The organism is Christiangramia oceanisediminis, assembly GCF_022570735.2.
Taxonomy (GTDB): domain Bacteria; phylum Bacteroidota; class Bacteroidia; order Flavobacteriales; family Flavobacteriaceae; genus Christiangramia; species Christiangramia oceanisediminis.
The window spans coordinates 342,758-367,286 of record NZ_JANCNS010000001.1 but is presented as its reverse complement, the minus strand read 5'-3'; the positions used below and the strand labels follow the sequence as shown (position 1 = coordinate 367,286).

17 protein-coding genes and 2 tRNA genes are annotated in these 24,529 nt (G+C 41.8%); 11 read left to right on the top strand and 8 right to left on the bottom strand.

The annotated features are described in order from the left end of the window. Positions 1-90 precede the first annotated feature (90 nt). The 6 genes from MKO06_RS01625 to MKO06_RS01600 all read left to right on the top strand — a co-directional run bounded on the left by MKO06_RS01625 (position 91) and on the right by MKO06_RS01600 (position 9,323). Entirely contained in the window at positions 91-1,923 is a 1,833-nt protein-coding gene (locus MKO06_RS01625) for an ABC transporter ATP-binding protein (RefSeq protein WP_241550594.1), read from the top strand. Between the two features lie 51 nt (positions 1,924-1,974). Beyond that, positions 1,975-2,400, top strand: coding sequence for a hypothetical protein (locus MKO06_RS01620; RefSeq protein ID WP_241550593.1), 426 nt, complete (start codon positions 1,975-1,977; stop codon positions 2,398-2,400). A 129-nt stretch (positions 2,401-2,529) separates the two neighbouring features. Further along, positions 2,530-5,757 carry a S41 family peptidase gene (locus MKO06_RS01615; RefSeq protein ID WP_241550592.1) on the top strand — a complete coding sequence of 1,076 codons (3,228 nt, stop codon included), beginning with the start codon at positions 2,530-2,532 and terminating at the stop codon, positions 5,755-5,757. Between the two features lie 198 nt (positions 5,758-5,955). After that, positions 5,956-8,535 (top strand): DNA mismatch repair protein MutS, encoded by a 2,580-nt coding sequence (mutS, locus tag MKO06_RS01610; protein WP_425248408.1) that lies wholly within the window; start codon positions 5,956-5,958, stop codon positions 8,533-8,535. A gap of 303 nt (positions 8,536-8,838) precedes the next feature. Then, positions 8,839-8,911 (top strand) — tRNA-Gly (locus tag MKO06_RS01605). A gap of 326 nt (positions 8,912-9,237) precedes the next feature. Continuing rightward, positions 9,238-9,323 (top strand) — tRNA-Leu (locus MKO06_RS01600). A gap of 199 nt (positions 9,324-9,522) precedes the next feature. Here the strand turns inward: MKO06_RS01600 and MKO06_RS01595 are convergent. From MKO06_RS01595 to MKO06_RS01585, 3 genes are all read right to left on the bottom strand, one after another. Further along, positions 9,523-10,683, bottom strand: a complete 1,161-nt coding sequence (locus MKO06_RS01595; RefSeq protein ID WP_241550590.1) for a GumC domain-containing protein — start codon at positions 10,681-10,683, stop codon at positions 9,523-9,525. Between the two features lie 409 nt (positions 10,684-11,092). Continuing rightward, positions 11,093-12,043, bottom strand: a complete 951-nt coding sequence (locus tag MKO06_RS01590) for a polysaccharide deacetylase family protein (protein WP_241550589.1) — start codon at positions 12,041-12,043, stop codon at positions 11,093-11,095. Between the two features lie 103 nt (positions 12,044-12,146). After that, positions 12,147-14,072, bottom strand: coding sequence for a S9 family peptidase (locus MKO06_RS01585; protein ID WP_241550588.1), 1,926 nt, complete (start codon positions 14,070-14,072; stop codon positions 12,147-12,149). Between the two features lie 193 nt (positions 14,073-14,265). On the opposite strand from MKO06_RS01585, the gene MKO06_RS01580 reads away from it, so the two are divergent. Beyond that, complete coding sequence (locus MKO06_RS01580) at positions 14,266-16,704, top strand: zinc-dependent metalloprotease (protein ID WP_241550587.1); 2,439 nt, start codon at positions 14,266-14,268, stop codon at positions 16,702-16,704. A gap of 241 nt (positions 16,705-16,945) precedes the next feature. Beyond that, a complete protein-coding gene (locus MKO06_RS01575; RefSeq protein WP_241550586.1) occupies positions 16,946-17,650 on the top strand; it encodes a DUF3291 domain-containing protein in 705 nt (234 codons plus the stop codon). On the opposite strand, the gene MKO06_RS01570 is transcribed toward MKO06_RS01575, so the two are convergent. From MKO06_RS01570 to MKO06_RS01550, 5 genes are all read right to left on the bottom strand, one after another. Continuing rightward, the gene (locus tag MKO06_RS01570; RefSeq protein ID WP_241550585.1) at positions 17,645-18,802 is read right to left on the bottom strand and encodes a lycopene cyclase family protein; all 1,158 of its coding nucleotides are present in this window, start codon (positions 18,800-18,802) and stop codon (positions 17,645-17,647) included. The two genes, MKO06_RS01575 and MKO06_RS01570, sit on opposite strands and share 6 nt — an antisense overlap. Then, positions 18,783-19,445, bottom strand: coding sequence for a carotenoid biosynthesis protein (locus tag MKO06_RS01565; protein ID WP_241550584.1), 663 nt, complete (start codon positions 19,443-19,445; stop codon positions 18,783-18,785). Before MKO06_RS01565 ends, MKO06_RS01570 begins: the two co-directional genes overlap by 20 nt. Continuing rightward, positions 19,442-20,908: a 1-hydroxycarotenoid 3,4-desaturase CrtD gene (crtD, locus tag MKO06_RS01560; RefSeq protein WP_241550583.1), complete on the bottom strand. Its 1,467-nt coding sequence runs from the start codon at positions 20,906-20,908 to the stop codon at positions 19,442-19,444. Before crtD ends, MKO06_RS01565 begins: the two co-directional genes overlap by 4 nt. A 145-nt stretch (positions 20,909-21,053) precedes the next feature. Further along, positions 21,054-21,479 (bottom strand): DUF2141 domain-containing protein, encoded by a 426-nt coding sequence (locus tag MKO06_RS01555; RefSeq protein WP_241550582.1) that lies wholly within the window; start codon positions 21,477-21,479, stop codon positions 21,054-21,056. 179 nt (positions 21,480-21,658) lie between these two features. Next, entirely contained in the window at positions 21,659-22,504 is an 846-nt protein-coding gene (locus MKO06_RS01550; RefSeq protein WP_241550581.1) for a universal stress protein, read from the bottom strand. Between the two features lie 246 nt (positions 22,505-22,750). Here MKO06_RS01550 and MKO06_RS01545 point away from each other — a divergent pair, with 246 nt between their 5' ends. From MKO06_RS01545 to MKO06_RS01535, 3 genes are all read left to right on the top strand, one after another. After that, on the top strand, positions 22,751-23,083 hold the full coding sequence (locus MKO06_RS01545; RefSeq protein ID WP_241550580.1) for a hypothetical protein: 333 nt from the start codon (positions 22,751-22,753) through the stop codon (positions 23,081-23,083). A 603-nt stretch (positions 23,084-23,686) separates the two neighbouring features. Next, entirely contained in the window at positions 23,687-24,103 is a 417-nt protein-coding gene (locus tag MKO06_RS01540; protein ID WP_241550579.1) for a Fur family transcriptional regulator, read from the top strand. Positions 24,104-24,159: 56 nt separating this feature from the next. Beyond that, complete coding sequence (locus MKO06_RS01535; RefSeq protein ID WP_241550578.1) at positions 24,160-24,525, top strand: DUF3703 domain-containing protein; 366 nt, start codon at positions 24,160-24,162, stop codon at positions 24,523-24,525. Positions 24,526-24,529: the final 4 nt, after the last annotated feature.

The window sequence follows — 24,529 nt, the reverse complement described above, 5'->3', positions numbered from 1 at the left end:
AAAAAAAAGCATCCTTCGGGATGTTTTTTGTGTGCCTGAAATTTTCTCAAAAACAAGCCTTAAATTGCAAAAGGATAAAATAGATAATAATTGCCAAGACCAAAAAAATCATTCGAAACCAATAATATCAATTTCAGGGAGAGCTTTGCCTCCCTGAAGTTCATCCCTCGATTTTTTAAGGAGATCAGAAAGGTGAATCCAATGCTGTTCTATGCTAATATCAGCGGAAGGCTGTTGAACGCCGTTTTACCGGTTATCATGCTCTGGCTGGGCAAACTGATCATCGATGAGGTAGTGATCCAGATCGCGGCCGAAAGCAAAGACCTGGAAAGGCTTTGGATGCTTGTGGCGGCTGAATTTGGATTGGCGATTTTATCTGACCTGCTGAGCAGGGGCATCAGTTTGAGCGATTCTTTATTGGGAGACCAGTATTCCATAGATACCTCGGTTCGAATTATTAAAAAGACTTCGGAACTCAACCTGGACCAGTTGGAGGATTCTGAATTTTACGACAAGCTGGAACGGGCCAGGCAGCAAACTACCGGAAGGGTCGCGCTGATGTCGAATACTTTAACCCAGGCCGAAGACCTGGTAGTGATCATCTCCCTGCTTACCGGGGTGGTAAGTTTTGAACCCTGGCTGATCGTTTTACTGGTAGTTTCCATAGTTCCCACCATCATTAACGAAATTAAATTCAGCGGGACCAGTTATTCCCTGGCAAGAAGCTGGACCCAGGAGCGACGGGAACTGGATTATCTTAGGTACGCCGGGGCGAGTGATGTGACCGCTAAGGAGGTTAAACTGTTCGGGCTTTCGAATTACCTGGCCGATCGATTTAAGGGGCTTTCCGATACTTATTACCTGCAAAGCAAAAAACTGGCGAAACAACGGGCCGGGTGGGGTGCTTTTTTTAATGTAATTGGAACCGGAGCTTATTATGGGGCCTATGTTTTTATCATTTTTAGAACAGTGGCTGGTATTTTCAGCCTTGGTGATCTCACATTCCTGTCGGGTTCTTTCAATAGGTTGAGGTCGAAATTGCAGGGGTTTTTTACGCGATTTACTAGTATCACGGATAGCGCCCTGTATCTTCAGGATTATTTTGAGTTCCTGGACCTGAGTCCGGCTGAAAATGTTCAGGAGGAATCCCTGTCACTGCCTGAAAAGATCAAAAAAGGTTTTGAGTTCAGGGATGTAGGCTTTAAATATCCCAAATCTGAAAAATGGGTGGTCCGCCATATCAATTTTGAGCTCAAAGCAGGAGAAAAGCTGGCATTTGTAGGAGAGAACGGCGCTGGGAAAACCACACTTATCAAGCTCCTGCTTCGGTTTTACGAACCTACCGAAGGGGAGATCCTGCTGGATGATATCCCGGTGAAAAATTATGACCAGGTGGCTTACCGCCTGTATTTTGGAGTGATATTCCAGGATTTTGTAAGATTCGAACTGAGCCTTCGGGAAAATATTGCCATTGGTGAGATCGACGAGATCAGGAATCAGTCTCGTATCGATACTGCAGCAGAGAAAAGCCTGGCACGGGAGGTGGTGGAAGACCTTCCGCTGGGTTATGAACAACCGCTGGGGAAAAGGTTCAAGCATGGGAAGGATCTTTCCGGCGGACAGTGGCAAAAGATAGCCATCGCCAGGGCCTACATGAAAGATTCTGAAGTTCTTATACTTGACGAGCCAACCTCGGCCCTCGATGCCCGGGCAGAAACCGAGGCTTTTCAGAGGTTCATTCAGCTTACCCAGGGAAAAACCGCGGTGATCATTTCGCATCGATTCAGCACGGTGCGGATCGCAGACCGCATCATGGTGCTTAAGGATGGGGCGGTGCTTGAAATAGGAACTCACCAGGAACTGATGCAGAACGATAAGTTGTATGCAGAACTTTTTAATCTACAGGCAGCCGGTTACCAGTAGAATTGGCCTATTCTTCTAAATGACTTATTTTTCAGGCTAAATCAGAAAAAAATGGACCTGTTATCGATTCGTTTATTACTCGATTTTGGTTTGATGGTGTTGATCTGGACCGTCCAACTGGTCATCTACCCTGGACTTTGCCATTATAGGCAGGAGGAACTCGGGAAATGGCATAGCATATACACACAGCGTATAGGGGTGATCGTGGGTCCTCTTATGATCGCGCAGCTTGCAGTGTGCATTCTTCAGTTATGGCAGGAGAAGAACTTATACACCTGGGGCAGCCTGGTGATCATTTTGCTGACCTGGATATTAACCTTTCTCATATTTGTTCCGCTGCATAATTCCATTAGTCCAGATAAACCTTGTGAAGAGATCACAAACAGCCTGGTGATCAAGAACTGGTGGAGAACCTGGTTGTGGTCGGTACTATTTTTAGGGAGCCTTGGACTTATGATTACTGACTACAATTTTTAAAAATTAATGGTTTCAGGTCTTACATTTATATCGTCCGGGAAAGCGCTAAATATATAATGAAACCTGTGCGAATAGAATTCTCATAATTTTTGACATCTTTACAGTTTTAATTTTAACCGGATAAAACTTATGAAGATAAAAATTAGCTTTCTATTCCTTCTAGGCGTGATTTTCTCAGGCCTTTCCCAGGAAAAACCAAATTGGATCCGCTACCAGAGCATTTCTCCAGATGCCGAAAAGATCGTTTTTACTTACAAAGGGAATTTGTATACGGTTCCTGTTTCAGGAGGGGATGCGAAACAAATCACCTTCCACGATGCTCATGATTATATGCCTGTGTGGAGTAAGGACGGTAAAAAGATCGCATTCGCTTCCAATCGTTATGGCAATTTTGACATTTTTGTAATGAATGCTAATGGAGGGGAAGCTACGCGTCTCACCTATCACAGTAATGATGAAGAACCTTATACATTTTCAGCAGACGATCAAAATGTGATCTTTGGTGCGGTTCGGCAGGATAAGGCCTCGCATAGGCAATATCCTACTTCCTCTCAACCCGAACTCTATTCGGTTCCCGTTCAAACAGGTAGGGTAGGTCAGGTTTTTACCATTCCGGCGGAAAAAGTGCAGGTAAGTAAGGATGGAAAAAAAATGATCTATCATGATAAAAAAGGATACGAGAATGAATGGCGAAAGCATCACGTTTCTTCTATCACGCGCGATATATGGATCTACGATAAAACGGATGGATCTCATAAGAAACTAACCGAATTTGCCGGGGAGGATCGTCAACCCGTATTCTCGGAAAATGAAAATTCAATTTTCTATCTGAGCGAAGAAGATGGAAATTTCAATGTTTTTAAACTTGACCTGGAAAATCCAGCTCAGACCGAGCAATTAACCAGTTTTAAGAAGCATCCCGTTCGATTTTTAAGCCAGGCGAAGGATGTACTTTCGTTTGGATACGATGGTGAATTGTATACTATGAAAACAGGGGAAGCTCCAAAAAAGGTAGCTGTTTCGATCACCACTCAAACCACTAGCAATACAGAAAAATATATCAAGATCAACGGCGGGGTTGACGAAATGGCGATTTCACCTAACGGTAAGGAAATAGCATTTATCGCCAGGGGAGAGGTTTTCGTGACTTCGGTAGACGGAGCCCTAACCAAAAGGATCACCAATACCCCGGCACAGGAACGATTTGTAAGCTTTACGCCCGATGGGAAATCTGTGGCCTATGCCAGAGAATCTGAAGGTAAATGGACCATCTTTAAAACTGAAAAACAACGTGAGGAAGAACCACTATTCTTTGCCTCCACGCTTCTGGATGAAACAAAAGTCTTAGAGGAAGACACCGATGTTTACCTGCCGGAATTTTCTCCAGATAGTACGAAGATGGCCTATATTTCAGACAGGCGTGAGCTAAAAGTGCGGGACCTGGAATCAGGTAAAACCGTTCAGCTTCTCAACGCCGATGACCTGTTTCATATGCGTGACGGAGATAAATATTTTCAGTGGAGTCCTGATAGTAAATGGCTACTGGTAAGTTGGGGTAAATTGCTGAGTAACCAGGAAATCTTATTATTGGCAGCAGATGGTAGCAAGCGGGTGAATCTAACCGAAAGCGGCTACCAGGATTTTTCTCCTAAATGGGCAAATAATAAACAAATGCTCTGGTTCAGCAATCGCAATGGTTTAAAGAGCTATGCTACAAGCGGAAGAACCGAGGTGGACGTATATTCCATGTTTTTCACTACAGAAGCCTGGGACGAATTCCAGCTGAATGAGGAAGAATTCAAACTCGCGAAGCAAATCGAGGAGATGAATAAGCCAGATAGTACCGAGCTGGCGAAATCATCAAAAAAGAAGAAAAAGCAACCGGTTGAAGATTCTACCAAGGTTAGTTTTGACTGGGATGGTTTAAAGGAGCGTAAAGCCAGGTTGACCATACATTCAGGTTATATGGCAGATGCCGTGCTCTCCAAGGATGGTGAAAAGCTATATTACCTGGCCCAATTCGAGGATAAGATGAATCTTTGGGAAACCAATCTTCGGAACAAGGAGACCAAAATGCTGGTCAAGCTAAACACTTCCGGAGGCTCCCTGAAATGGGATAACAAAAAGGAAAATCTCTATCTGTTAAGCGAAGGTAATATCTCTAAAATAGATCTTACCAAAGGAAGTTCTGAAAAAATCAAGATCTCAGGGGATATGACCTATGATGAACTTGCCGAAAGAGAAAATATGCTGGAACATGTTTACATTCGAACCAAGAATGCATTCTATGAGCCAACCTACCACGGTACTGCATGGGATTCCCTGTACCAGCACTATAAAAAATACCTCCCTTCTATAGGTAACTCGTATGAGTTCACCGAAATGCTATCGGAAATGCTTGGGGAGCTGAATGTGTCTCATTCCGGGGCCAGATATTCAGAAGATAATCCAAATGGCGACGAGACCGCTTCCTTAGGGATCTTTATGGATTATAGCTATGATGGAGACGGAATCAGGATAGAAGAGGTGCTGAAAGGCGGACCTCTGGATAAGTCCAAATTCAATGTTAAGCCTGGAACAATAATCACCAGGATAGAGGGTATTGAACTTACCAGAGATCACGATATCGCTAAATTTCTGAACAGGAAGAACAACCAGTTCGTATTGCTAGAGATGAGGTTGCCCGATTCTAAGGAAGTAAAGCAGATAACCGTTAAACCGATCTCCCTGGAAGAAGAAGGCGCTTTGCTTTACAAACGATTTGTTAGAATAAATGAAGAAGAGGTAGAGAAGAAAAGCGACGGGAAACTCGGGTATGTACATATCCCGGGAATGAGTGATGAGCCCTATCGTTCCATTTACGAAGATATGATGGGTAAATATTATGATAAAGAGGCGGTAATCGTTGATACGCGTTTTAACGGAGGCGGTGACCTGGTAGCGGACCTGGCATCCTTTTTTACCGGAACCCCATTTATCACCTATGCCACGTCCAGAAAAGTAGTTGGAGGCGAACCTACTTCCAGATGGACCAAACCTACCGTTAGCCTTTATAACGAAAGTATGTATTCAGACGGGCATTGTTATGCCAGCGCCTATGAAAACCTGGATATAGGGACAACAATTGGAATGCCTGTTCCGGGAACCTGTAGTTTTGCCGGCTGGGAAGGCCTTCCTAATGGCACCCGATGGGGTATGGTTCCTGTGAGTGCGAAAGATATGAATGGTGAATGGATGGAAAATAACCAGACCACCCCAGATATCATTGTAAAGAATGCTCCTGAAAGGATAAGCGAAGGGCAGGACCAGCAATTAGAAAAAGCTATCGAAGTGCTACTGGACCAGGTTGAGCAATAACCAAAACTCATATTTCAGAAATTGGTTTATGAATTATAAACCTGAAAGAAAGTAGGAACTAATTCCGGAAAATTTTTTATAATTATTCAGAATAAAAAGAAAAGGATTGTACATCAATCCTTTTTTTGTTTTTTAATTTTGAGCGAATAAATTCCTAGAAAATTGGCAGCAAAGAAATCTCCCAAGGTGACCCCTTTAATGAAGCAGTATAACAGCATTAAGGATAAATATCCTGATGCCTTACTCCTGTTTAGGGTAGGTGATTTCTATGAAACCTTTGGCGAGGATGCCGTTAAGGCTGCGCGTATTCTGAATATCGTGCTCACCAATCGAAATAATGGGAGCGAGCGGACCGAGCTGGCCGGGTTTCCGCATCATTCGCTGAATACCTATCTCCCAAAACTGGTCAAAGCAGGACAGCGTGTGGCGATCTGCGACCAGCTGGAAGACCCGAAAATGACCAAGACCATCGTCAAGCGAGGGGTGACCGAACTGGTAACTCCGGGAGTAGCGATGAATGATGATATTTTGCAGAGCAAATCCAATAATTTTCTCTGCGCCGTTCACTTCGGAAAAAAGAATTTAGGCGTCTCTTTTCTTGATGTTTCAATCGGTGAATTCTTATGTGCGCAGGGGAATGTGGAGTATATCGATAAACTGCTTCAGAATTTTGGTCCCAGTGAGATCCTGGTTCAGAAGAAATTCAAGAAGGAATTTTCAGAAAATTTCGGGAAGGATCATCATTGTTTCTACCTGGACGACTGGGTCTTTAAAACCGATTATGCCGAAGAAACCCTTAACGGGCATTTCAAGACAAAATCTTTAAAAGGTTTTGGGGTAGATCACCTGGAAGAAGGGGTGATCGCTTCTGGAGCCGTGTTATATTACCTGGCTGAAACCAGGCATCACCGGCTTCAGCATATCACTTCCATCAACCGTATCGCCGAAGAGGAATATGTGTGGATGGACCGTTTTACCATTCGCAACCTAGAATTATACCATTCCACGGCGGCCAATGCGGTCACCCTGCTGGACGTGATCGATAAGACCATTTCGCCTATGGGTGGAAGATTGCTAAAACGGTGGCTGGCTCTTCCGCTGAAAAATGCGGAGCTTATCGAAAAAAGGCTCGAGGTGGTTGAATACCTGATCAAGCATCCCGATATTCTGGCAGACATCCAGGACCAGATACGCGAAGTTTCCGATCTGGAAAGGCTGATCTCCAAAGTGGCTACCCAGCGAATCAGTCCGCGCGAAGTAAATCAGCTGAAAAATTCATTAAATGCGATCCTTCCAATAAAGGAGCTCGCTTCTAACTGTGAGAATGATGCACTGAAGGTCATAGGTGATAACCTGCATTCCTGCGATTTGCTTCGGAAAAAGATTTCTGAAAGCATCAGCGAAGAGGCGCCGGTGAACGTTCAAAAGGGAAACGTGATCGCTAAAGGCTTTTCAAAAGAGCTGGACGATCTAAGAGATATCGCTTTTTCCGGTAAAGATTACCTGGATAATATGATCAAAAGGGAGACTGAAGCCACCGGAATCAGCTCACTTAAGATCGGGAACAATAATGTTTACGGCTATTATATTGAAGTTCGAAACACCCATAAAGATAAGGTGCCTGAAAGTTGGACGCGCAAACAAACCCTGGTGAATGCCGAGCGTTATATCACCGAGGAACTGAAGGAATACGAATCCAAGATCCTGGGAGCCGAAGAGAAGATCCTGCAACTGGAACAGGAATTATTCGGAAAGCTGGTTGCCTGGATGGCAGATTATATAGATCCTGTTCAGCAAAATGCAAAACTGATCGCACGGCTGGACTGCCTTTGCTCTTTTGCCCAGCAGGCCCAGGCCGAGAATTATTCCAGGCCACAATTGCTGGATTCCTATGCCCTGGATATCAAGGAAGGTCGCCATCCCGTGATCGAAAAACAATTGCCACCGGGAGAGGTGTATGTGACTAACGACCTGCACCTTGATCGTGAAGAGCAGCAGATCATTATGATCACCGGGCCTAATATGAGTGGTAAGTCGGCAATTTTAAGACAAACCGCCCTGATCGTGCTGATGGCACAGATGGGAAGTTTTGTTCCGGCGAAATCGGCCGAGATCGGAGTGGTAGATAAGATATTTACGAGGGTAGGAGCCAGCGATAATATTTCGATGGGTGAGTCGACCTTTATGGTAGAGATGAATGAAACTGCGAGTATTCTTAACAACATTTCAGATCGTAGCCTGGTGCTGCTGGACGAGATCGGCCGGGGAACCAGTACTTATGATGGCATCTCCATAGCATGGGCCATCAGTGAATATTTGCATGAACATCCTGCAAGACCAAAAACGCTTTTTGCCACCCATTACCACGAGCTGAACGAAATGTGTGATACGTTCTCGCGCATTAAGAATTTCAACGTATCGGTTAAGGAATTGAAGGATAATGTACTTTTTCTACGGAAGCTGGTACCTGGCGGGAGTGAACATAGTTTTGGGATACATGTAGCTAAAATGGCCGGGATGCCACAGATGGTCTTACATCGAGCAAATAAGATCCTGGCGAAACTGGAAGCTTCGCATTCTATGGAAGATTCTGGAGAGATACTGAAAAAATCGGCTGAAGATGAGATGCAGCTGAGTTTCTTTAACCTGGACGATCCGTTACTGGAAGATTTGAAACAGGAATTGCTGGGCATCGATATCGATACGCTTACTCCCGTGGAGGCATTGATGAAACTGAATGAGATCAAACGAATGTTATCAATTAAAAATAAGCACTAATCAATTATCAATTAACAATAATCAATAATCAATTGTCAGGTCTATTTACTTCATTTCAAGACATAAAGCTTCCAGCCCTAATCCCAGTGCTTAAGACTGATAAATTCCGACTCTTTTTTCCTTAAAAAATTCTTTGCTATTATAAGATTTGTATTAAATTTGCCTCCGCAATAATCGCTAAGAAAATTGCGAAAGTTCTTTTTAGAAACGGAAAAATAGCTTCCCGATACATCGGGAGTTGAGCGCCATCCGCCAAAGGCGGATAGAGGTCGCGATTTTTTAGAGAATGATGTTCATTAAAATGCGAAAATAGCTCAGTTGGTAGAGCGCCACCTTGCCAAGGTGGAGGTCGCGGGTTCGAATCCCGTTTTTCGCTCGGAAGAGAGATAAAAACACTCTGAGGTCGCTGGGTTCCCCAGAGGCTTCGGGGCCGTTTTTCGCTCTGTGATTTAAAAAATGAACCCCGGTTTGTCGGGGTTTTGTTTTTCGCTCGGATGGTAGTCCCGATGCTTCGGGAGGCAGACACGTTGGACATCTCTTTTTAAAGGGATTTTAAGTGTTTTTCTGAGTTTGAATATTATTGAAAAAAGTCTACGCTCGGATGGTGGTCCCGATGCTTCGGGAGGCAGACACGTTGGACATCTCTTTTTAAAGGGATTTTAAGTGTTTTTCTGAGTTTGAATATTATTGAAAAAAGTCTACGCTCGGATGGTGGAATTGGTAGACACGTTGGACTTAAAATCCAATGACCAGCAACGGTCGTGCGGGTTCAAGTCCCGCTCCGAGTACTGAAAGCCTCTGCGTGTGCAGGGGCTTTTTTGTTTCTGGATTTTTACTCTGCATAATGGAGGATGAAGGCCTTCGATTAAAATTTGAATCAACTTTTATTCTTTAAAATTGGCTTTCCGCGGAGCAATTCCAGGCGATCTGGGATATGAGGCTTCATCGAAAAATAGATTGTATGGTCTGCAACCCTGGAATTCCTATTTACAATTTTTTGTAAACTATCATTCCAACCATTATTAAAACTATCAGAACCGAAACCATCACCACAGTTCTCCAAAAGAGTTTATCTATGATATTCTCCATCCGGTTAAACGAATTTTCAATACCCTTATTAGTCATTACGTTTAGATCCTGGAAACCTGCTTCCCGCTGGTTGTTAATTTGATTGGATAACTCAGCCAGTAAGATCTCTCTCTCCTTTCTGATTGCGTCCAGGATAATTTCCCGCTCCTGGCGTAGGACATTTAAAACGGCAATCCGTTCATTTCTTAAGTCCTGAAAAGCGGCCTCACGCTGGTTATCAATTATTTCCGGGCTCGATTCCAACATAATTACCGATCTCTCCAGTAGGTTTGCAATTGAGTCGAATCTGCCGGTCAACTCGGGATTGGCAAGACTGTTATTAATTAAATATTCCGATTCCCATCGTACCTGTTTCGGCAGGACCTCCATATAGGAACCAAGCTGAGCCCGCATCTGGTCAAGATTTTGAGACATGTCTTCCGCCAGTCTTTTAAAAGTGACCTTCTCGGCAGTTTGAATTTTGGTCATAAGCGGGACCGTAGATTGCCGTACAAAATACAAGCTGTTAAGTGGGTGTTGCTCCGCAAATTCAATAACCAGTCTTTTGCCTTCTGAAATATCATTATCGGGCACCAGATTCCTGCCTATTTTAAGCAAATTTTCCCAAAGTGCATTTACTGTCTCTATAGCAATTTCCTGGTGATCGCCGAATAAGTCCTTACCTGCTCCCTTTTCAAAATACAGTTTCATCTGATAAGTAAAGACTGCCATATCTATAAAGCCGAGAAAGGGATCACTATTGTAGATAGAAGTATTCGCAACAGGAATTGCATTCATTTTCCAGGTAAGAGCATGATTTTTAATAGAAGGATTAGAAGACAGTTGTATGATACTATCAGCCGATTCAGTCACCGATCGCTCAAAGCGGTAAAAGAAATCGTTCATGGTCGCTCTCAACTCCTGTGAAGATAATTCAATGACATCTCCTCCCGGGCCTACCGACTTATTTTTTCTTTGGGCACAGGAGACCTGGCTGCCAAGAAGAAGGGTGAGGAATATCCAGTATAAAAAGTGCCTCGGGAATAAGAAATTAGTTTTGAATGGAGGGAAAGGTTTCATGCTTTTGACATTTATTGTTTGGATCTTTCAGAAAGCATTTTAGCTATTTACCATTATTACGGCCTCGACTAAAGGCTGAAATTCGTTTTATATCAATGAATAACCTGGTTATCATCCTCCTCCGTTTTTAGTTTAAAACTGATTTATTCAAATAAAGGTATGTCATTGCGTTTGCTTCTAAATTTCTGTATAGTCCTGAAAATATTATTTAACACCCTAATTGTTAGGCTTATAAAAGGTAAGACAATATTCAGAATTAAATAAATAAATTAATTCCCATCCCCTGAATATGCCGATAAGATGGGTTTCTTAAAAACAAATCAGATATATATTGACTACTAAACTTTTAGCTCAACATTAAATTTATGGAGAAATGGACTATAAGAATGGAGTAAACAAAAACTGATCATTACTCCGCCCTCACGATCTTATCTCTTATTTCCCGCCAGGTAACCAGTTTGATATTATTTGCTTCGATTAGGCGCCGGGCCTTTTGACTCGTAAAGAAATCGAGGTCGTCCTGCCGCCATTTGCTCCCCCAGTCTGGATGATCAATAGTAACCGCCTTCATTTCTTCATTATCCATGGCCAGGTGAATAAGGATCACAGAAAGCCCAGGCTGCAGCTCGTTTAGAACTTTTTCATAATATTTTTCCATCCCCAGGTTGCTGTAGATCTCTGGATTTGCCTGGTAAACATGATCTGTTATAATATCCCTGGACGTTAATTCCAGGCGGGATTCGAGTTCTTCAAAAGCCACGATTTCCCTGCTCAGGAGAACGGGTACCTGGTATTCCCGACCTTTTTTTATATATTTTTCAAGGAAATCGGGGGTGCTCATCACTGCGCCCATATGAGCATCAAGGTGGGTCACATCGATCCCAAAATCCAGCGCCTTTTTTATCTGAGCATCAATTTCTTTTTCCACGTCAATAGCTTTCGAATGTACTACCACACTATCTACCAGATGATAGAAATATCCATGCGGATTGATAAGGCTGGGCACCTCGTTTTTAGAACTCGTAGAACCCCATTTAAAATCACGCCATTCGCTGGTGATGGTTAGGTGAAGCCCGAAATCCTTTTCTTTCGAATGTTTCCTGGCATATGCGGCGATCTCTGGAAACCAGGGACAGGGCACCATAATACTGGCCGAATTTACTATTCCGTTCTCCATACCTTTTATGGTCGCTATATTTTCTGAATGACTCACCCCGGCATCATCAGCATGAATTATAAGTAGTTTGGAATCGGGAGCATATCCAAGCTTTTCTGCTAAGTTTGATTCCTTCTGGCTATATATAGTCAGGGAAAATGTTACAATCAATAGGATGGAAAGGCTGGTAGGTCTTAATTTCATGATTTTATGCGATTTAGTTCATTGAAGATAGTGTAAATCTGTTAAACCTGAAATTCAGTTTTTTTCAGAAAAAATAGTTTAAGCCTATTCTCCTAATAAATAATCATTCCATTGGTTCGCCAAGCTCCTTTTTAAAAAAGCTGATCATGTCCTGTTCCCATTTCGGATTTCGCATAATGATATGATCCATTCCCTTGAATTCGATGAATTCAAAATCGGTATGATTTCGGGCTTCTAAAGCTTTAACTAACTCAAATGATTCCTCTATTGGGACATCGTCGTCTGCAGTGCCATGATGAATGAGGATGGGAGCCTGTAGTTTATCCAGTTTTGGAGTGAGACCAGAGCGTTCGTAAGCTTCAGGACAGTCTTCTGGGAGACAACCCATATAAGCTTCAATCGAGACTCGAAAATTAGCAGGATCTATAGCCGGCGCACTGAGATGGGCGGCCTTGTAAAAACCAGGCTGCTCCAGGACCGCTCGCAAGGCATAATGCCCGCCCCAGCTATGTCCCGAAATACCAAGGCGGTCAAGGTCCATATATGAATATCTTTCCGCAAGTTGTTGGAGAGCTTTTATATGATCCTGCAATTCCATTTGTCCGAACTTACCATAACTGTAATCCCTGAACTCTGCTCCTCTGCCTGGGCTGCCTCGACCATCTATGATCACTACGATAAACCCCTGGTTGGCTATGCCCTGCATTTGAATATTCGCAGGGCTTAATGCTGTTCGTTCAATGGCGGCTGTATGCGCGGCAGCATAAATCCATTCGATCACGGGATATTTTTTGTCAGGATCAAATTCCTTAGGTTTCAAAAGCATAGCCTCTATCATTGTTTTTTCATCAGCTGCCTTTAGCTGAATAAACTCGGGATTAAAACCTAATTCCTTAATTGGAGACATGTTAGCTTCAGAATAGGTTTTCAGTTTCTGGCCAGACCTGTCGTACACCTCCAGTTTGGAAAAACTGGCCATATCATTGCGCCAAACCCAGATGCTATCCTTCAGGATTATTTCGGGAAAATAGGGGCCTTCTGCGATCTCTTCAATCGAATCGTCATCGAGAGAGACTTTAAAAAGTTTTTCAGCATAGGGTTCATTTATGTCGTTTTTGCCTATAAAATAGATTTGACCAGCTTCTGAATCTACACCAACCAGCCTAGAAACTATTCCGTTCTGTTTATAGTGAGTAAGTTGTTTTACAGGATTTCCGAGGCTGTCATATAAAACCAATTGCTGAAAACCCGATTCTTCATCTAAATAAATAAACTGTTCCCTATTATCTAAAAAATGAAAAAAATTCGCCTCCCGAAGTCTTTGGGTATATCCCTGCAGCAATTCAAGCCCTATAAGGTATTTTTCAGAACTATCGGTAAACCATAGATTTGTATCGCTTGTAGAGGGATCGACCCGTAGCAATTCAAGGCTTTTCATCAACCGGTTTGCCTGAACTACGCGTATTTCACTCCCATTTTCATTCCAGGAAAGGGGGTGGATGTAAGGCCACTTAAGATTATGTTTTACAGGAATTATCGTACCGGTTTCCGGGGTTATCACGTAATACTGAATTTCCGGAAGCGGTTCTCCCGCCCGGGTATATGGCCATTCCATTATCGTGTCGGTTTTAGTGAGTTCGATACGAGGTACCTGGGTGTCGTTTACCTGTTTTGCAACTATCATTTTCCCGGACGGGGACCATAAGGCATCAGCAATTTCCCAGCGCCAGCCCGGAGCAGGTCTGGAAATAATTTGAATATCCTCCTTTCCTTCCTTTCGCAGATAAAGTTCACCCTCTTTTGTATGACCCGCATACGTCTTTGTTCCGTGATGATAGGCTTCCGTAATCGGTAGAGAATGATTGAACAAACCTGGACCAAGCACTCGGCCTTTTGCTTCCTCTGGCATGATATGTTCAGGAAAATCAGGGATTAAAGTCTGGATATACTGCATGGGGTTTTGCGCATGCATGGTATATATCACAAGCATCAATATGCCTGCACAAAAAGAACGATGTGTAGACTCCATGTTTTTGATTGTTAGTTGTTTAAAGTTAATTTTTTCTAATGAAAACTGAACGCCTTCCGGTCTAATTTGATCGATTTTATTTATTCGAAAACCACAAACCTTTTAAATCTTAAAGATTCAGGCTTATAGCTTTGATGGTTCAACCTTCCGTTTTTCTAAAGCTTTCCCTATCTTGGGGAGCAAAAAATTATTCATGATCAAAAAAATACTTGTACTTGGATCCCTGGCGGTCTTAGGGGTGGGATGTAAATCTCCACAGCCAGTCGCGCAGGAGTCTTCAAAATCTGAAAAAAAGAAATCAGATCTTAAGAAATATTCTGAAGTCATTACTTCTGAAGCTAAGACCGATGAAGGTCTTTTTACCACTCATTTCGTAGATGATAAATTATACTTTGAGATCCCCGTTGATCTTTTTGAAAAGGATATGCTTCTTGTGAGCAGGATCGCCGGAGTTCCTTCTGGCTTTGGGGGCGGATATGTGAATGCAGGTTCTAAGGTGAATGAGCAGGTGGTTAGATGGGTTAAGCGCAATGGTAATATCGATATGAAGGTGATCAGTTTCGAAAACCAGAGCGACGAGGATTCACCTATTTACAAGTCGGTACAGGCAAATAATTTCTTTCCGATCCTGTTCAGTTCAAAAATAGAAACCTGGAGCGAGGATTCGACCAGCGTGGTGATCGATGCAAGCGCATTATTCGAGGATGAAGTGGAAGCTATCAACGGAATCTCTTCAGGATTAAGAAAAAGGTATAAGGTTAAAAAACTGGATAAAAGCCGGTCTTATATAGAATCTGCCAACGCCTATCCTGAAAATATCGAGATCAAGCATGTGATGACCTACGAGGCTGAAACCCCACCGGAACGCGACCAGGCAGGTACCATTTCCATGCTTCTTAATCAATCCATGATTTTGTTACCTGATGATAAGATGCAGCCAAGACTTGCCGATTATCGCGTTGGCTGGTTTACCATCGATAAGTATGATTATGATTCCGATGAACTGAAGGCAGACGATTACGAGATCATTCGCCGCTGGAAACTGGTGCCTAAGGATATTGAAGCTTATAAAAGAGGAGAGCTGGTAGAACCGGTGGAGCCTATAGTTTATTATTTGGATCCTGCAACTCCTGAAAAATGGAGGCCTTATTTCAAACAGGGTATCGAAGACTGGAATGTTGCTTTTGAAGAAGCCGGTTTTAAGAATGCTATTATAGCTAAGGACCCTCCAAGTAAAGAGGAAGATCCGGAATTCAGTCCGGAAGATGTACGATATTCGGTTGTGCGATATGTGGCCAGCACCACCAGGAATGCGGTAGGTCCTTCAGTTTCCGATCCTCGAACCGGTGAGATCATCGAAAGCGATATCATCTGGTATCACAACCACTTAAGATCTTATAGAAATCGTTTTATGATCGAGGCCGGAGCACAAAACCCGAACGCCAGAACATTAAATACGCCAGAAGCTGAAATAGGGGAGATGATGAGAATGGTGATCGCACATGAAGTGGGACATGCACTTGGTCTTCCTCATAATATGAAAGCCAGTTCTGCATATCCAACCGACTCTTTAAGGTCGGCTGAATTTACTCAGAAATACGGGCTTACCCCTTCAATTATGGATTATGCACGTGTGAATTATGTTGCTCAGCCCGGAGATGAAGGCGTTCGATATATCAGGATGATGGGACCTTATGATCTCTATGCGATCAACTGGGGTTACCGTTATCTTCCGGAAGCTGATTCACCTCAGGAAGAAAAGGCAACACTTGATAAATGGATACTTGAAAAAGCAGGTGATCCTGTTTATGAATTCGGAAGTGGATATGGCGGAGCCGATCCGCAATCCCAGCGAGAAAGCCTGGGAGACGACCAGGTAAAGGCCAGTGAATACGGGATCGCCAACCTGAAAAAAGTAGTGCCTAATCTGGTAGACTGGACATCAAAAGACGGTTTCGCTTATGACGAACTGGACGAAGTTTACCGTGAGTTAAGCTATATGTGGCGCGGTTACCTGTCACACGTGGTCACTAATGTTGGAGGTGTTTATGAGACGAGAAAGACATCAGATCAGGAAGGGGTAGTATATGAACCTGTTCCTGCAAAAATTCAGAAAGAAGCCGTAGAATTCCTGAATGACGAAGCTTTTTCAACTCCAAAATGGATGTTGAACCAGGATATTCTGGGAAGAGTAGAAGCTCCGGAAGCTATAGACAGGATACAATCCATTCAAACCGGTGCATTAGAAGATCTTCTGGAAAAAGATCGTTTGAAAAGAATGATCACCAATGAAGAGGTCAATCCGGAAAGCGCGTATTCTCCGGTAGATATGATGGCCGATGTTCGAAAAGGCATCTTCAGCGAATTATATAATTCCAGACAAACCGATGCTTATAGAAGAAATCTTCAACGCTCGTATGTCGATATCGCTGCGGCTTATTTGAAGGAACTGGATGAACGTGAAAATGATGAGGTCCTGAAGTCAGACATTATGGCTTTGATGCGTGGAGAAATGGAACAATTAAAGGCTGATATCAACCGAAGAAAAAATCGTACGAACCATCAGCTAACCAGGTTCCACTGGAACGACCTGCTTGCAAGAATAGACTCGGCAATTCTTAATGAAGTCTGATTATAATTTTTAAGCAATTTCAGAACGGTCATTTGTGATATACAGGTGGCCGTTTTTTTATTATATTTTTTAGCCTATAAAATAATGTTCCCTTAGAATTGAGTTTTTGAGATAGTTGCCGAATCTTTCTTTATATCATTCTTTAATTAAATTTTACCTTATAAATCACTTATTTTTTACAACTTCGCTTTGAATTTGATTTTAGCTTTTCGCTAAACTCTAATTCGGCTAAAATTAATTGATGAGTACGATCACCACCTTAAGTTTTTTTAGGTTTTCCGGATTCCGAAATAAATTCTGGGCACTTAAAATGATGCAGTTTGCACACAGTGATCTGAAAAACTTAGAGGGACAGGAGTTCTACAAACTAATGGGTAGTGGAAAAGGAGCTGGTTTCAATCCTTATCCCGATTGGGAGACCTACGCTTTATTGCAGGTTTGGAATTCCGAGGCAGCGGCAGATTCTTTTTTTGAAAATGCACCCATATTTCAAAAATACCGGGATCGTAGTTCAGAAGTCTGGACTTTATATTTAAAAAATATCCGGGCTAAGGGGACCTGGTCTGGAAAGGAGCCTTTTATTCCTAATAAAGAACTGGATCCTGGAAATCCTTATCTGGCAGTGATCACCCGCGCAACCATCAGGCCCAGCAGACTGGTTGATTTCTGGCGATACGTCCCAGCTTCCCAGTCACGCTTACAATCTAATCCCGGTCTTATTTTTACAAAAGGGATTGGCGAAATCCCCGTGATGCAAATGGCGACTTTTAGTTTGTGGACCAGTAAGGACGCGATGCAGGCCTATGCTTATTCAGCAAAAGGCCACCAAACGGCTATTAAAAAAACCCGTGACTTAGACTGGTATAAAGAAGAATTGTTTTCCCGTTTCCAACCTTTTAAATCTGTAGGGACCTGGAATGGAAAAGACCCTCTCCCCGAATTATAATTTCTTAGCCATAAAATTTTTCCACATAGCATTCATAAATAAGAGTGGCGGGAATCCTGCCATTATTTTAAGATCCTCAGCCAAAGTCGTTTTTTCATCCAGGAATCGAAATATTTCACTCGCTGAATTATTTCGGTACATACGGCTAAAAAGTTCTGGTCCTAAATGATTCCTGTTCTTTAAAATATTCAGAAAAAGAGAATCATAGTACCGGTGTTTTATTGAAAAAAGCTCCTTCGCCGGATTTTTTCCTTGTTTGATATTGTCTATTATCCGTTTCGAGAAATATTCAGCATTTTTAAAGGAATAACCGGATGATGGTTTTACCCAGCCTCCAGCGGTTCCGATCCTGGTGATTTGACTTTTATTAGCTCTATGGAATTGATAATCAGACATTGGGATGATACCATCTTCCTCTTTTAGTATTTTAAAATTTTCAGGTTGAATTATTTTTTCAATGTACTCCTGTATCATGCTATTGTATACAGTATCTTCTACCAGATCTGGGCTAAAGAAGGTGAATTCTACCAGAGCCGACCTTTCAGTAAAAGGGAGTATATAAGTAAAACTGGTGGTATTCTGCCAGGTTAACCTGAAATCCATCATCATAAAGCTGTTCGGTTCAAAAATGGCCTTTTCAGTTTCTATAAACCAGCCTCTGAAATGCTGAAGCACGGTATTGGATTTCGAAACTTCATCCAGGTTAGCTTCCATTCTACTATCGAATACATGTTTAGCGAGGTAGTTTTCGTCAGAAGTTTTGATGACAGCCTTATCGGCCTGGTTTTGAATTTCCAGGACCTCTGTTTTTACCCAGTAAAAAATTGAAGATGACTTCAGTTTTTGTAAAGCATAATTATAAAAATCCAGCGACCGGAGCATTTTGTAAGTATAATCTTCCAGGTGAAGTTGGATCTTCTTTTTTCCGGTATGAACTATCCCGTTCTGCCACTTTTTATGTAAAAGTTCATCCCATTTACCTTCACCTTTTTCCCAGTAACACCAGGTCTTATCGTTGACATTTTTTTCTTCTTTTTCCAGGATCAGGATTCGTTTATCCTTAAAATAGGGATCCTCCAGCATGGCCATTGCCAGGTTCAAACCCGCTGCTCCCGCTCCGGTTATGGCAAAATCAAATACTGTAGTAGACATAGAAGTAGCCAAAGAATATTAATAATACGAGATAAAGAGCCAGTGAAAACCTGAAATTACCTTTTAGGCTGGCTTTTTGGTAAATCCAGTGGAGCAGGGCTGCCACGATAAACCAGGTAATATAGTTCTCTAAAGGTGCCAATCCTCCCCGAAATGTCCAGAAATCAAAAACCGGTGCAGAAACCTCCATGGCGAAATCCAGGAAAACCATGAGAGCCGCGCCAAGCAGGATCTGTGGGATTAAGTTTTTCGTTAGCCTGCTCGAAATATCGGCAGTAATAAAAGTAAGTACTGCCCAGTATATCCCTATTAGATAAGGCACCCCGTCAAATTTTAGGCCCAGGTTTTCCCCATATTCATAGCTTCCAAAAATGAGGCCTGTATTCACGCCTATCCATTCTGCCAGCATACCACTAATAAAAAATATTCCGGCCAGCAGCCATTTTTTGAACGTATCGAATGGGAAATTCCAGGCTAGCAGTGCGAATGAAAGCAGCAGGGTGAAAGGCGTTTTTTCTACAAACCATTCTTTATAACCTAAGCTTACACCTATCATTGCCGAAATGTGGAACAGAACAAGTACAAATATCGAAATGCCCAGTTTATAATCTGAAAGACCGGTTTTCTTTAAATATCGATTCATGCGTCTGGGGTAAGTTCGGTACTGATTTTAGCGGATAGAAGACATAAGGGTATTCCACCCCCTGGATGAACAGATCCGCCACAAAAATAGAGATTCTTTAACTGGTTGGTAAAATTGGGATGTCTTATAAATGCCGCGAACTTTGAATTACTGGCTGCCCCGTATAAGGCACCGCGATAAGAACTTGTGTCGTTCTCGATTTTTACGGGATCCATGATGCTTTCACTTATGATAAGATCCTGCATTTTGACATCTAGTACCCGGTTTATTTTTTTCAGAATATTCTCTCTGGCAGAAGAAACCAGTTTATTCCAGTTCTGGCCATAGTTGCCGGGAGCATTGATCATGACAAACCAGTTTTCAGCTCCTTCCGGTGCATCTTTGGGATCCTCCTTAGAGGTGATATTGATATAAACTGTGGGATCATCGCTAAGGGATTTATCCTCGAAGATCATTTTAAACTCTTCGCGATACTCATTGCTGAACAGGATGTTGTGAAGATCCAGTTGAGGGAATTTTGCGTTTACGCCCCAGTAAAAGATGAGCGCTGAACTTGATCTTTCCTGTTTCAGCGTTTTTTCCGGTTTTTTCAGATCCTTAAGCAGTTTATGATAAGTTGGAAAAACGTCCATATTGGAATATACGATATCTGCCTGCTGGAATCCTTTGGAGGAATTGATACCAATTGCTTTTTTGCCATCATGTTCGATGCTCGTCACCTGTTCGTTAAAACGGAATTCAACTCCTACTTCCTGCGCCAGTTCATATAAACTTTTGGTGATACTGTGCATTCCGCCTTCAGGATAAAAAGTACCATAGTGCATTTCCAGGTGAGGGATCATAGACATGATCCCTGGGGTTTTATATGGGGAACTACCATTGTAGGTAGCATATCGATTGAATAATTGAACCAGTTTTGGATCTCTAAAACTGCTTTGGTTAAACTGGTTCAGGTTTGTATTAAGATCCAGTTTATACGCCTGAAGCATGGACTTAAAAGTACCTAGTGAAAAATAAGTTTCTGGCTTATGCAATGATTTTTCCAGGAATATACCAGCCGTTAACTCGTACTTTTCTTTTGCATTGGCAATATATTTTTTGATCTCATCTTTGTGAACATCAAAAGTTTCAGCAGCATCTTTAATAAATTGCTCTGAATTCTTTTTTACAGAAAAATGAGTGCCATCTTCCCAGAAATAGTTGCAGATGGTCTCTTTCTCCTTGTATTTGAAATAGTCTCTTGGATCTTTATCAAACAACTCAAAGAGTTCATCTACATACTGAGGCATGGTGAATAGGGAAGGTCCTACGTCAAACCTGAAATCATCCTTTTCAAAAGCATGTAACTTCCCGCCGGGATATGCATTGCTTTCGAAGACCGTAACTTCGTAAGCTTTTTTTCGTAGTCTTAATGCAGCGGCGAGTCCCGCAATTCCGGAACCAACCACGATAGCTTTTGGCATTGTTTTATTCTTCAAATCCCTGAATAATGGAATTGTATTTAGACAGGATAAATCTAAAAATCCTGCCTGATAAATGCATCAAATTAAGTTAATATTAGCTTGTGTGGAGCTTCCATAACCAAAGTGAGCAATTTCCTAAATAAAATTATAGAATTGAATACAGTTTGAGTTCGGGAATTTGATAACCAGATTTGAAATCTACTGCTGCAGATTTAAAATCGGGTTTTCCAAAAGGTTTATAGTTATTGCCAAATGCGATAGGTTCCTTGGGTATTCCCATAAAATTGGTGTCTAACTCGTTGTTCCCGTTGATGTCCTGGTATATTGAAATAGCATAAGTGCCATAGGGCACTTCGAATGAGATCGTTTTGGTTTCAGAATCTGACTCAAAACTCAGGGCATGAGCAGGCTTTTCCAGCCAGTCTTTTTCATTGTTAGATAGCGCCACTTTTACTTCTCCCTTGCCGGGTTTGATATTTGTGATCTTGATCTCGAATTTCTGTGCAGAGGCAGTTAGAGAGAACATAAATATAAAGGCTGTTATAACAGGGGGGTATAATTTGTTATTCATTTGCTGCTGAATTTATAGATGATGTTCAAGGTACAAAATTCTTTAGTTTGTTATATAGCTCCTGCTCTCATAATTCCTGGCTAACAGCCTTAATTAGGAGGAAAAGAAACTGCCTGATATCAAATCTCTAGGTGCCTGGTGGGCAGACTAAGGTAACTTCAAATTACCCCTGGAAGGTTCTAAGCTTCAGGAAGTATTAAGAACGGAAAGGATAAATGCCTGTCTATATTCTCCACCACCGGTTCCCTGAAAATATTTCCGGCAATTGAGTGTTTGTAATAGATCATTGCTAAAAGATCAATTTTATTGCTTTTTACGTATTCAGCAATGGTCCTTGATACCTCGATATGAGTGAACGTATATGCAAGTTTAACGGTATCCTGTGCGAACAGTTTTTTTAAATTATTGAAATTCTCCCACTGTTTTTTACTCAGGCTTCCTTCTTCACCATCGTAGACTACGTGAACGGTGGATTTAAAGTGTTCTGCTAATGCAATGAATAGACGTGCATTAGACCCGGGAATTGGTCTTTTAAGATCACTGGCAAATGCAATTTCTTTTGGGGTCTTATAATCCATTTCGCGCGGGATGATAAGGATAGGGCAGGGAAGAGCCTTGTTGATGATCTTGGTGGTATTTGTTTCCTGAAGCCGGCTGAGACTGCCTTCATGCTTGCGGGTACCCATAACCAGAAGATCTACCTTATGTTCCTGTATGAGCTCATCGATGCCTCTTTCCAGTTTTTCTTCAGAATACAAAACTTCAAACCGCTCCTTAGGTAAACCGGTATCTCTTATCACCTGGTGCATCACCTTGTTACAGCTGTCATGAGCCGAATGTGAAATTTTGGTTGCTCTCACGAATTCGTCTTCATTTACCAGTGAATAAATAGATTTATGAATTGCCTCTCCGTAAAAATTAGCGATCAGGAAACGGGTGTCGCCTTCCCTGAACAACTCGGCAGTATAGTATAATGCGCAATAAGCCTCTTTGGAGAAATCGGTGGCTATTAGAATATTTTTCATGATGCAGAAGTTTTGAGTTGAACTTTCCTTTTTCTGAAGTAAAATTAATACCAGGTCTGCAGTTTAAAAATGATGGAAATCACCTTTATTCGAATAATTCAGGAATACGTTATCTTATAAGGATCAAGGCCCTCTCATCAAGAATTTGGCCAGAAAACTTTAACAGAAAAGGCCTTTAACAGGTTTTGAAGCAAGCAATTTATTTCGTTAATTGCCCGCCAGTTAGATAGTTAAAATTTTGTTAAGTTGAATTCTGAAGATAGAACCTACGAGATCTGTCAGGATGGGATGCCGGTGAGCGATCTAATTAAGAAATCCTCCATCAAGTATATCACAGGGCTTCGCCAGAACGGCCTTATCCTGATCACTAGAAAAGGGAAATTACGCCTTACCTCTAAAGGAAGGCTGGCCAAGAAAATGGGCCTTTCCACTTATTTGAACCTTAGCGAGAGCGAAAGAGAATTCCTGAACAGGGAAACCTCTGAAATTAAGTCGGAGAACTTCAGTTTGATGCTGGTTTTTGCAGGACTTATTTTATCTTTTGTGGTCATGCTGGGCTACTGGTATACTAATTTTTGACCAGGCTGAAGCTATTCACATTTTCTAGAATTCTGGCCAGGTTCACCCAGGTAGAACAGGAATAAGAAATCTAAGGCGTATGTTTTTAACGATTTTTAGTCTTAACTATTCGTCCTTAAACCCAATACACTTATAATCGGGTTACTCACGTTTCAAAATACAACTGCTAAATCATTTATTGTTATCAAAATTTTTTAAGCTTTTTGCTGATTATCTTTAATTTTTCGGACTCTCTCAACAATTATTTTTAACATTTACCGATTAAAAACATTAAAATATTGTTGAAATGCATCATACCTTAATCTAGAAAGCCTCTAAATTGCGCCCATGAAATTTTATTATTCTGGGAAAACGCCAGATGCAAAGGGTACTGTAAAAGTCCACTCCGAAGATTGTAAAAGTCTTCCAGATATTTTGGGTAGAATTTACCTGGGATTATTTCCGAATGGGACTATGGCCATCGATTCGGCGAAAACGAAATTTCAAATTTCGAAAGTGCGAATCTGTAAGTGCTGCGATTAGCCTGTTTTGAAGGGAATCAGTCCTGCTTTTGATTCGTTAAGGTCTTATAATTTCCATATTTCGTACTAAATTTGTTGAAGTATGGTTAATGTTGAGCAAGTATTAAAAGATCACCAGATTCGCCCAACAGCAATAAGGCTGTTGATGTACCGGTTTCTTACGGAGAGCGAGGTAGCCCTAACGCTCAACGATATTGAATCTGGGTTCGATCAGTCTGAAAGAACCACCCTTTATCGCACTATTAAAACCTTTGAGAAAAAAGGTTTGGTTCATCAAATCGATGATGGCACCGGTGTTGCCAAGTATGCCCTTGATAGACCGGTTGCAGGTAAGCAGGCTGAACAGGATCTTCACCTTCATTTCCACTGTACCAGCTGTAACGAGACCCTCTGTCTTACCGATCATAAGATCCCGCATATCAGTTTACCAAAAGGTTTTGTAACCGAAGACATGAACCTGGTCATTAAAGGAGTTTGTGAAAAATGTAGCGGACAATAATGCACTTAAATTGCATTTATTTCAACTTATCTTAGTTTGATTTTTACGATCAAAAGATGAGAAAACTATTCATGCCATTCAGTATAAAGGTGCATTATAAGAAACAACTACAAAATGCGGAGTTTTATTTTGGTAATGGCGATCTAAGGGCCTCCTGGAATTCTTTGGAAAGAAGCCACATCCTGGGGCAGCCTTTTGGGATTGAACATACCTATACACACTGGTTAATGCTTCAATTTGGTTTGAAAACAAAAAATACCAGGGAGATTTTGGGACAGTTACCAAGATTGATCTTTGGAGGAGTGAAGTCCTTCGTGGGGGTTATCCCGAAGGGAAATACTGGTGGGGCAAATGTTCATCCCTTAAAGCCTATGCCTATCCCCGTAGATTTGAAAATGATTTTAAATAAAAATAAAATATAGCTGA

Coding starts and splice junctions, on each gene's coding strand:
- MKO06_RS01620 (WP_241550593.1), top strand. CDS start 1,975: ATGGACCTGTTATCGATTCGTTTATTACTCGATTTTGGTTTGATGGTG.
- MKO06_RS01615 (WP_241550592.1), top strand. CDS start 2,530: ATGAAGATAAAAATTAGCTTTCTATTCCTTCTAGGCGTGATTTTCTCA.
- mutS (WP_425248408.1), top strand. CDS start 5,956: ATGAAGCAGTATAACAGCATTAAGGATAAATATCCTGATGCCTTACTC.
- MKO06_RS01595 (WP_241550590.1), bottom strand. CDS start 10,683: ATGAAACCTTTCCCTCCATTCAAAACTAATTTCTTATTCCCGAGGCAC.
- MKO06_RS01590 (WP_241550589.1), bottom strand. CDS start 12,043: ATGAAATTAAGACCTACCAGCCTTTCCATCCTATTGATTGTAACATTT.
- MKO06_RS01585 (WP_241550588.1), bottom strand. CDS start 14,072: ATGGAGTCTACACATCGTTCTTTTTGTGCAGGCATATTGATGCTTGTG.
- MKO06_RS01580 (WP_241550587.1), top strand. CDS start 14,266: ATGATCAAAAAAATACTTGTACTTGGATCCCTGGCGGTCTTAGGGGTG.
- MKO06_RS01575 (WP_241550586.1), top strand. CDS start 16,946: ATGAGTACGATCACCACCTTAAGTTTTTTTAGGTTTTCCGGATTCCGA.
- MKO06_RS01570 (WP_241550585.1), bottom strand. CDS start 18,802: ATGTCTACTACAGTATTTGATTTTGCCATAACCGGAGCGGGAGCAGCG.
- MKO06_RS01565 (WP_241550584.1), bottom strand. CDS start 19,445: ATGAATCGATATTTAAAGAAAACCGGTCTTTCAGATTATAAACTGGGC.
- crtD (WP_241550583.1), bottom strand. CDS start 20,908: ATGCCAAAAGCTATCGTGGTTGGTTCCGGAATTGCGGGACTCGCCGCT.
- MKO06_RS01555 (WP_241550582.1), bottom strand. CDS start 21,479: ATGAATAACAAATTATACCCCCCTGTTATAACAGCCTTTATATTTATG.
- MKO06_RS01550 (WP_241550581.1), bottom strand. CDS start 22,504: ATGAAAAATATTCTAATAGCCACCGATTTCTCCAAAGAGGCTTATTGC.
- MKO06_RS01540 (WP_241550579.1), top strand. CDS start 23,687: ATGGTTAATGTTGAGCAAGTATTAAAAGATCACCAGATTCGCCCAACA.
- MKO06_RS01535 (WP_241550578.1), top strand. CDS start 24,160: ATGAGAAAACTATTCATGCCATTCAGTATAAAGGTGCATTATAAGAAA.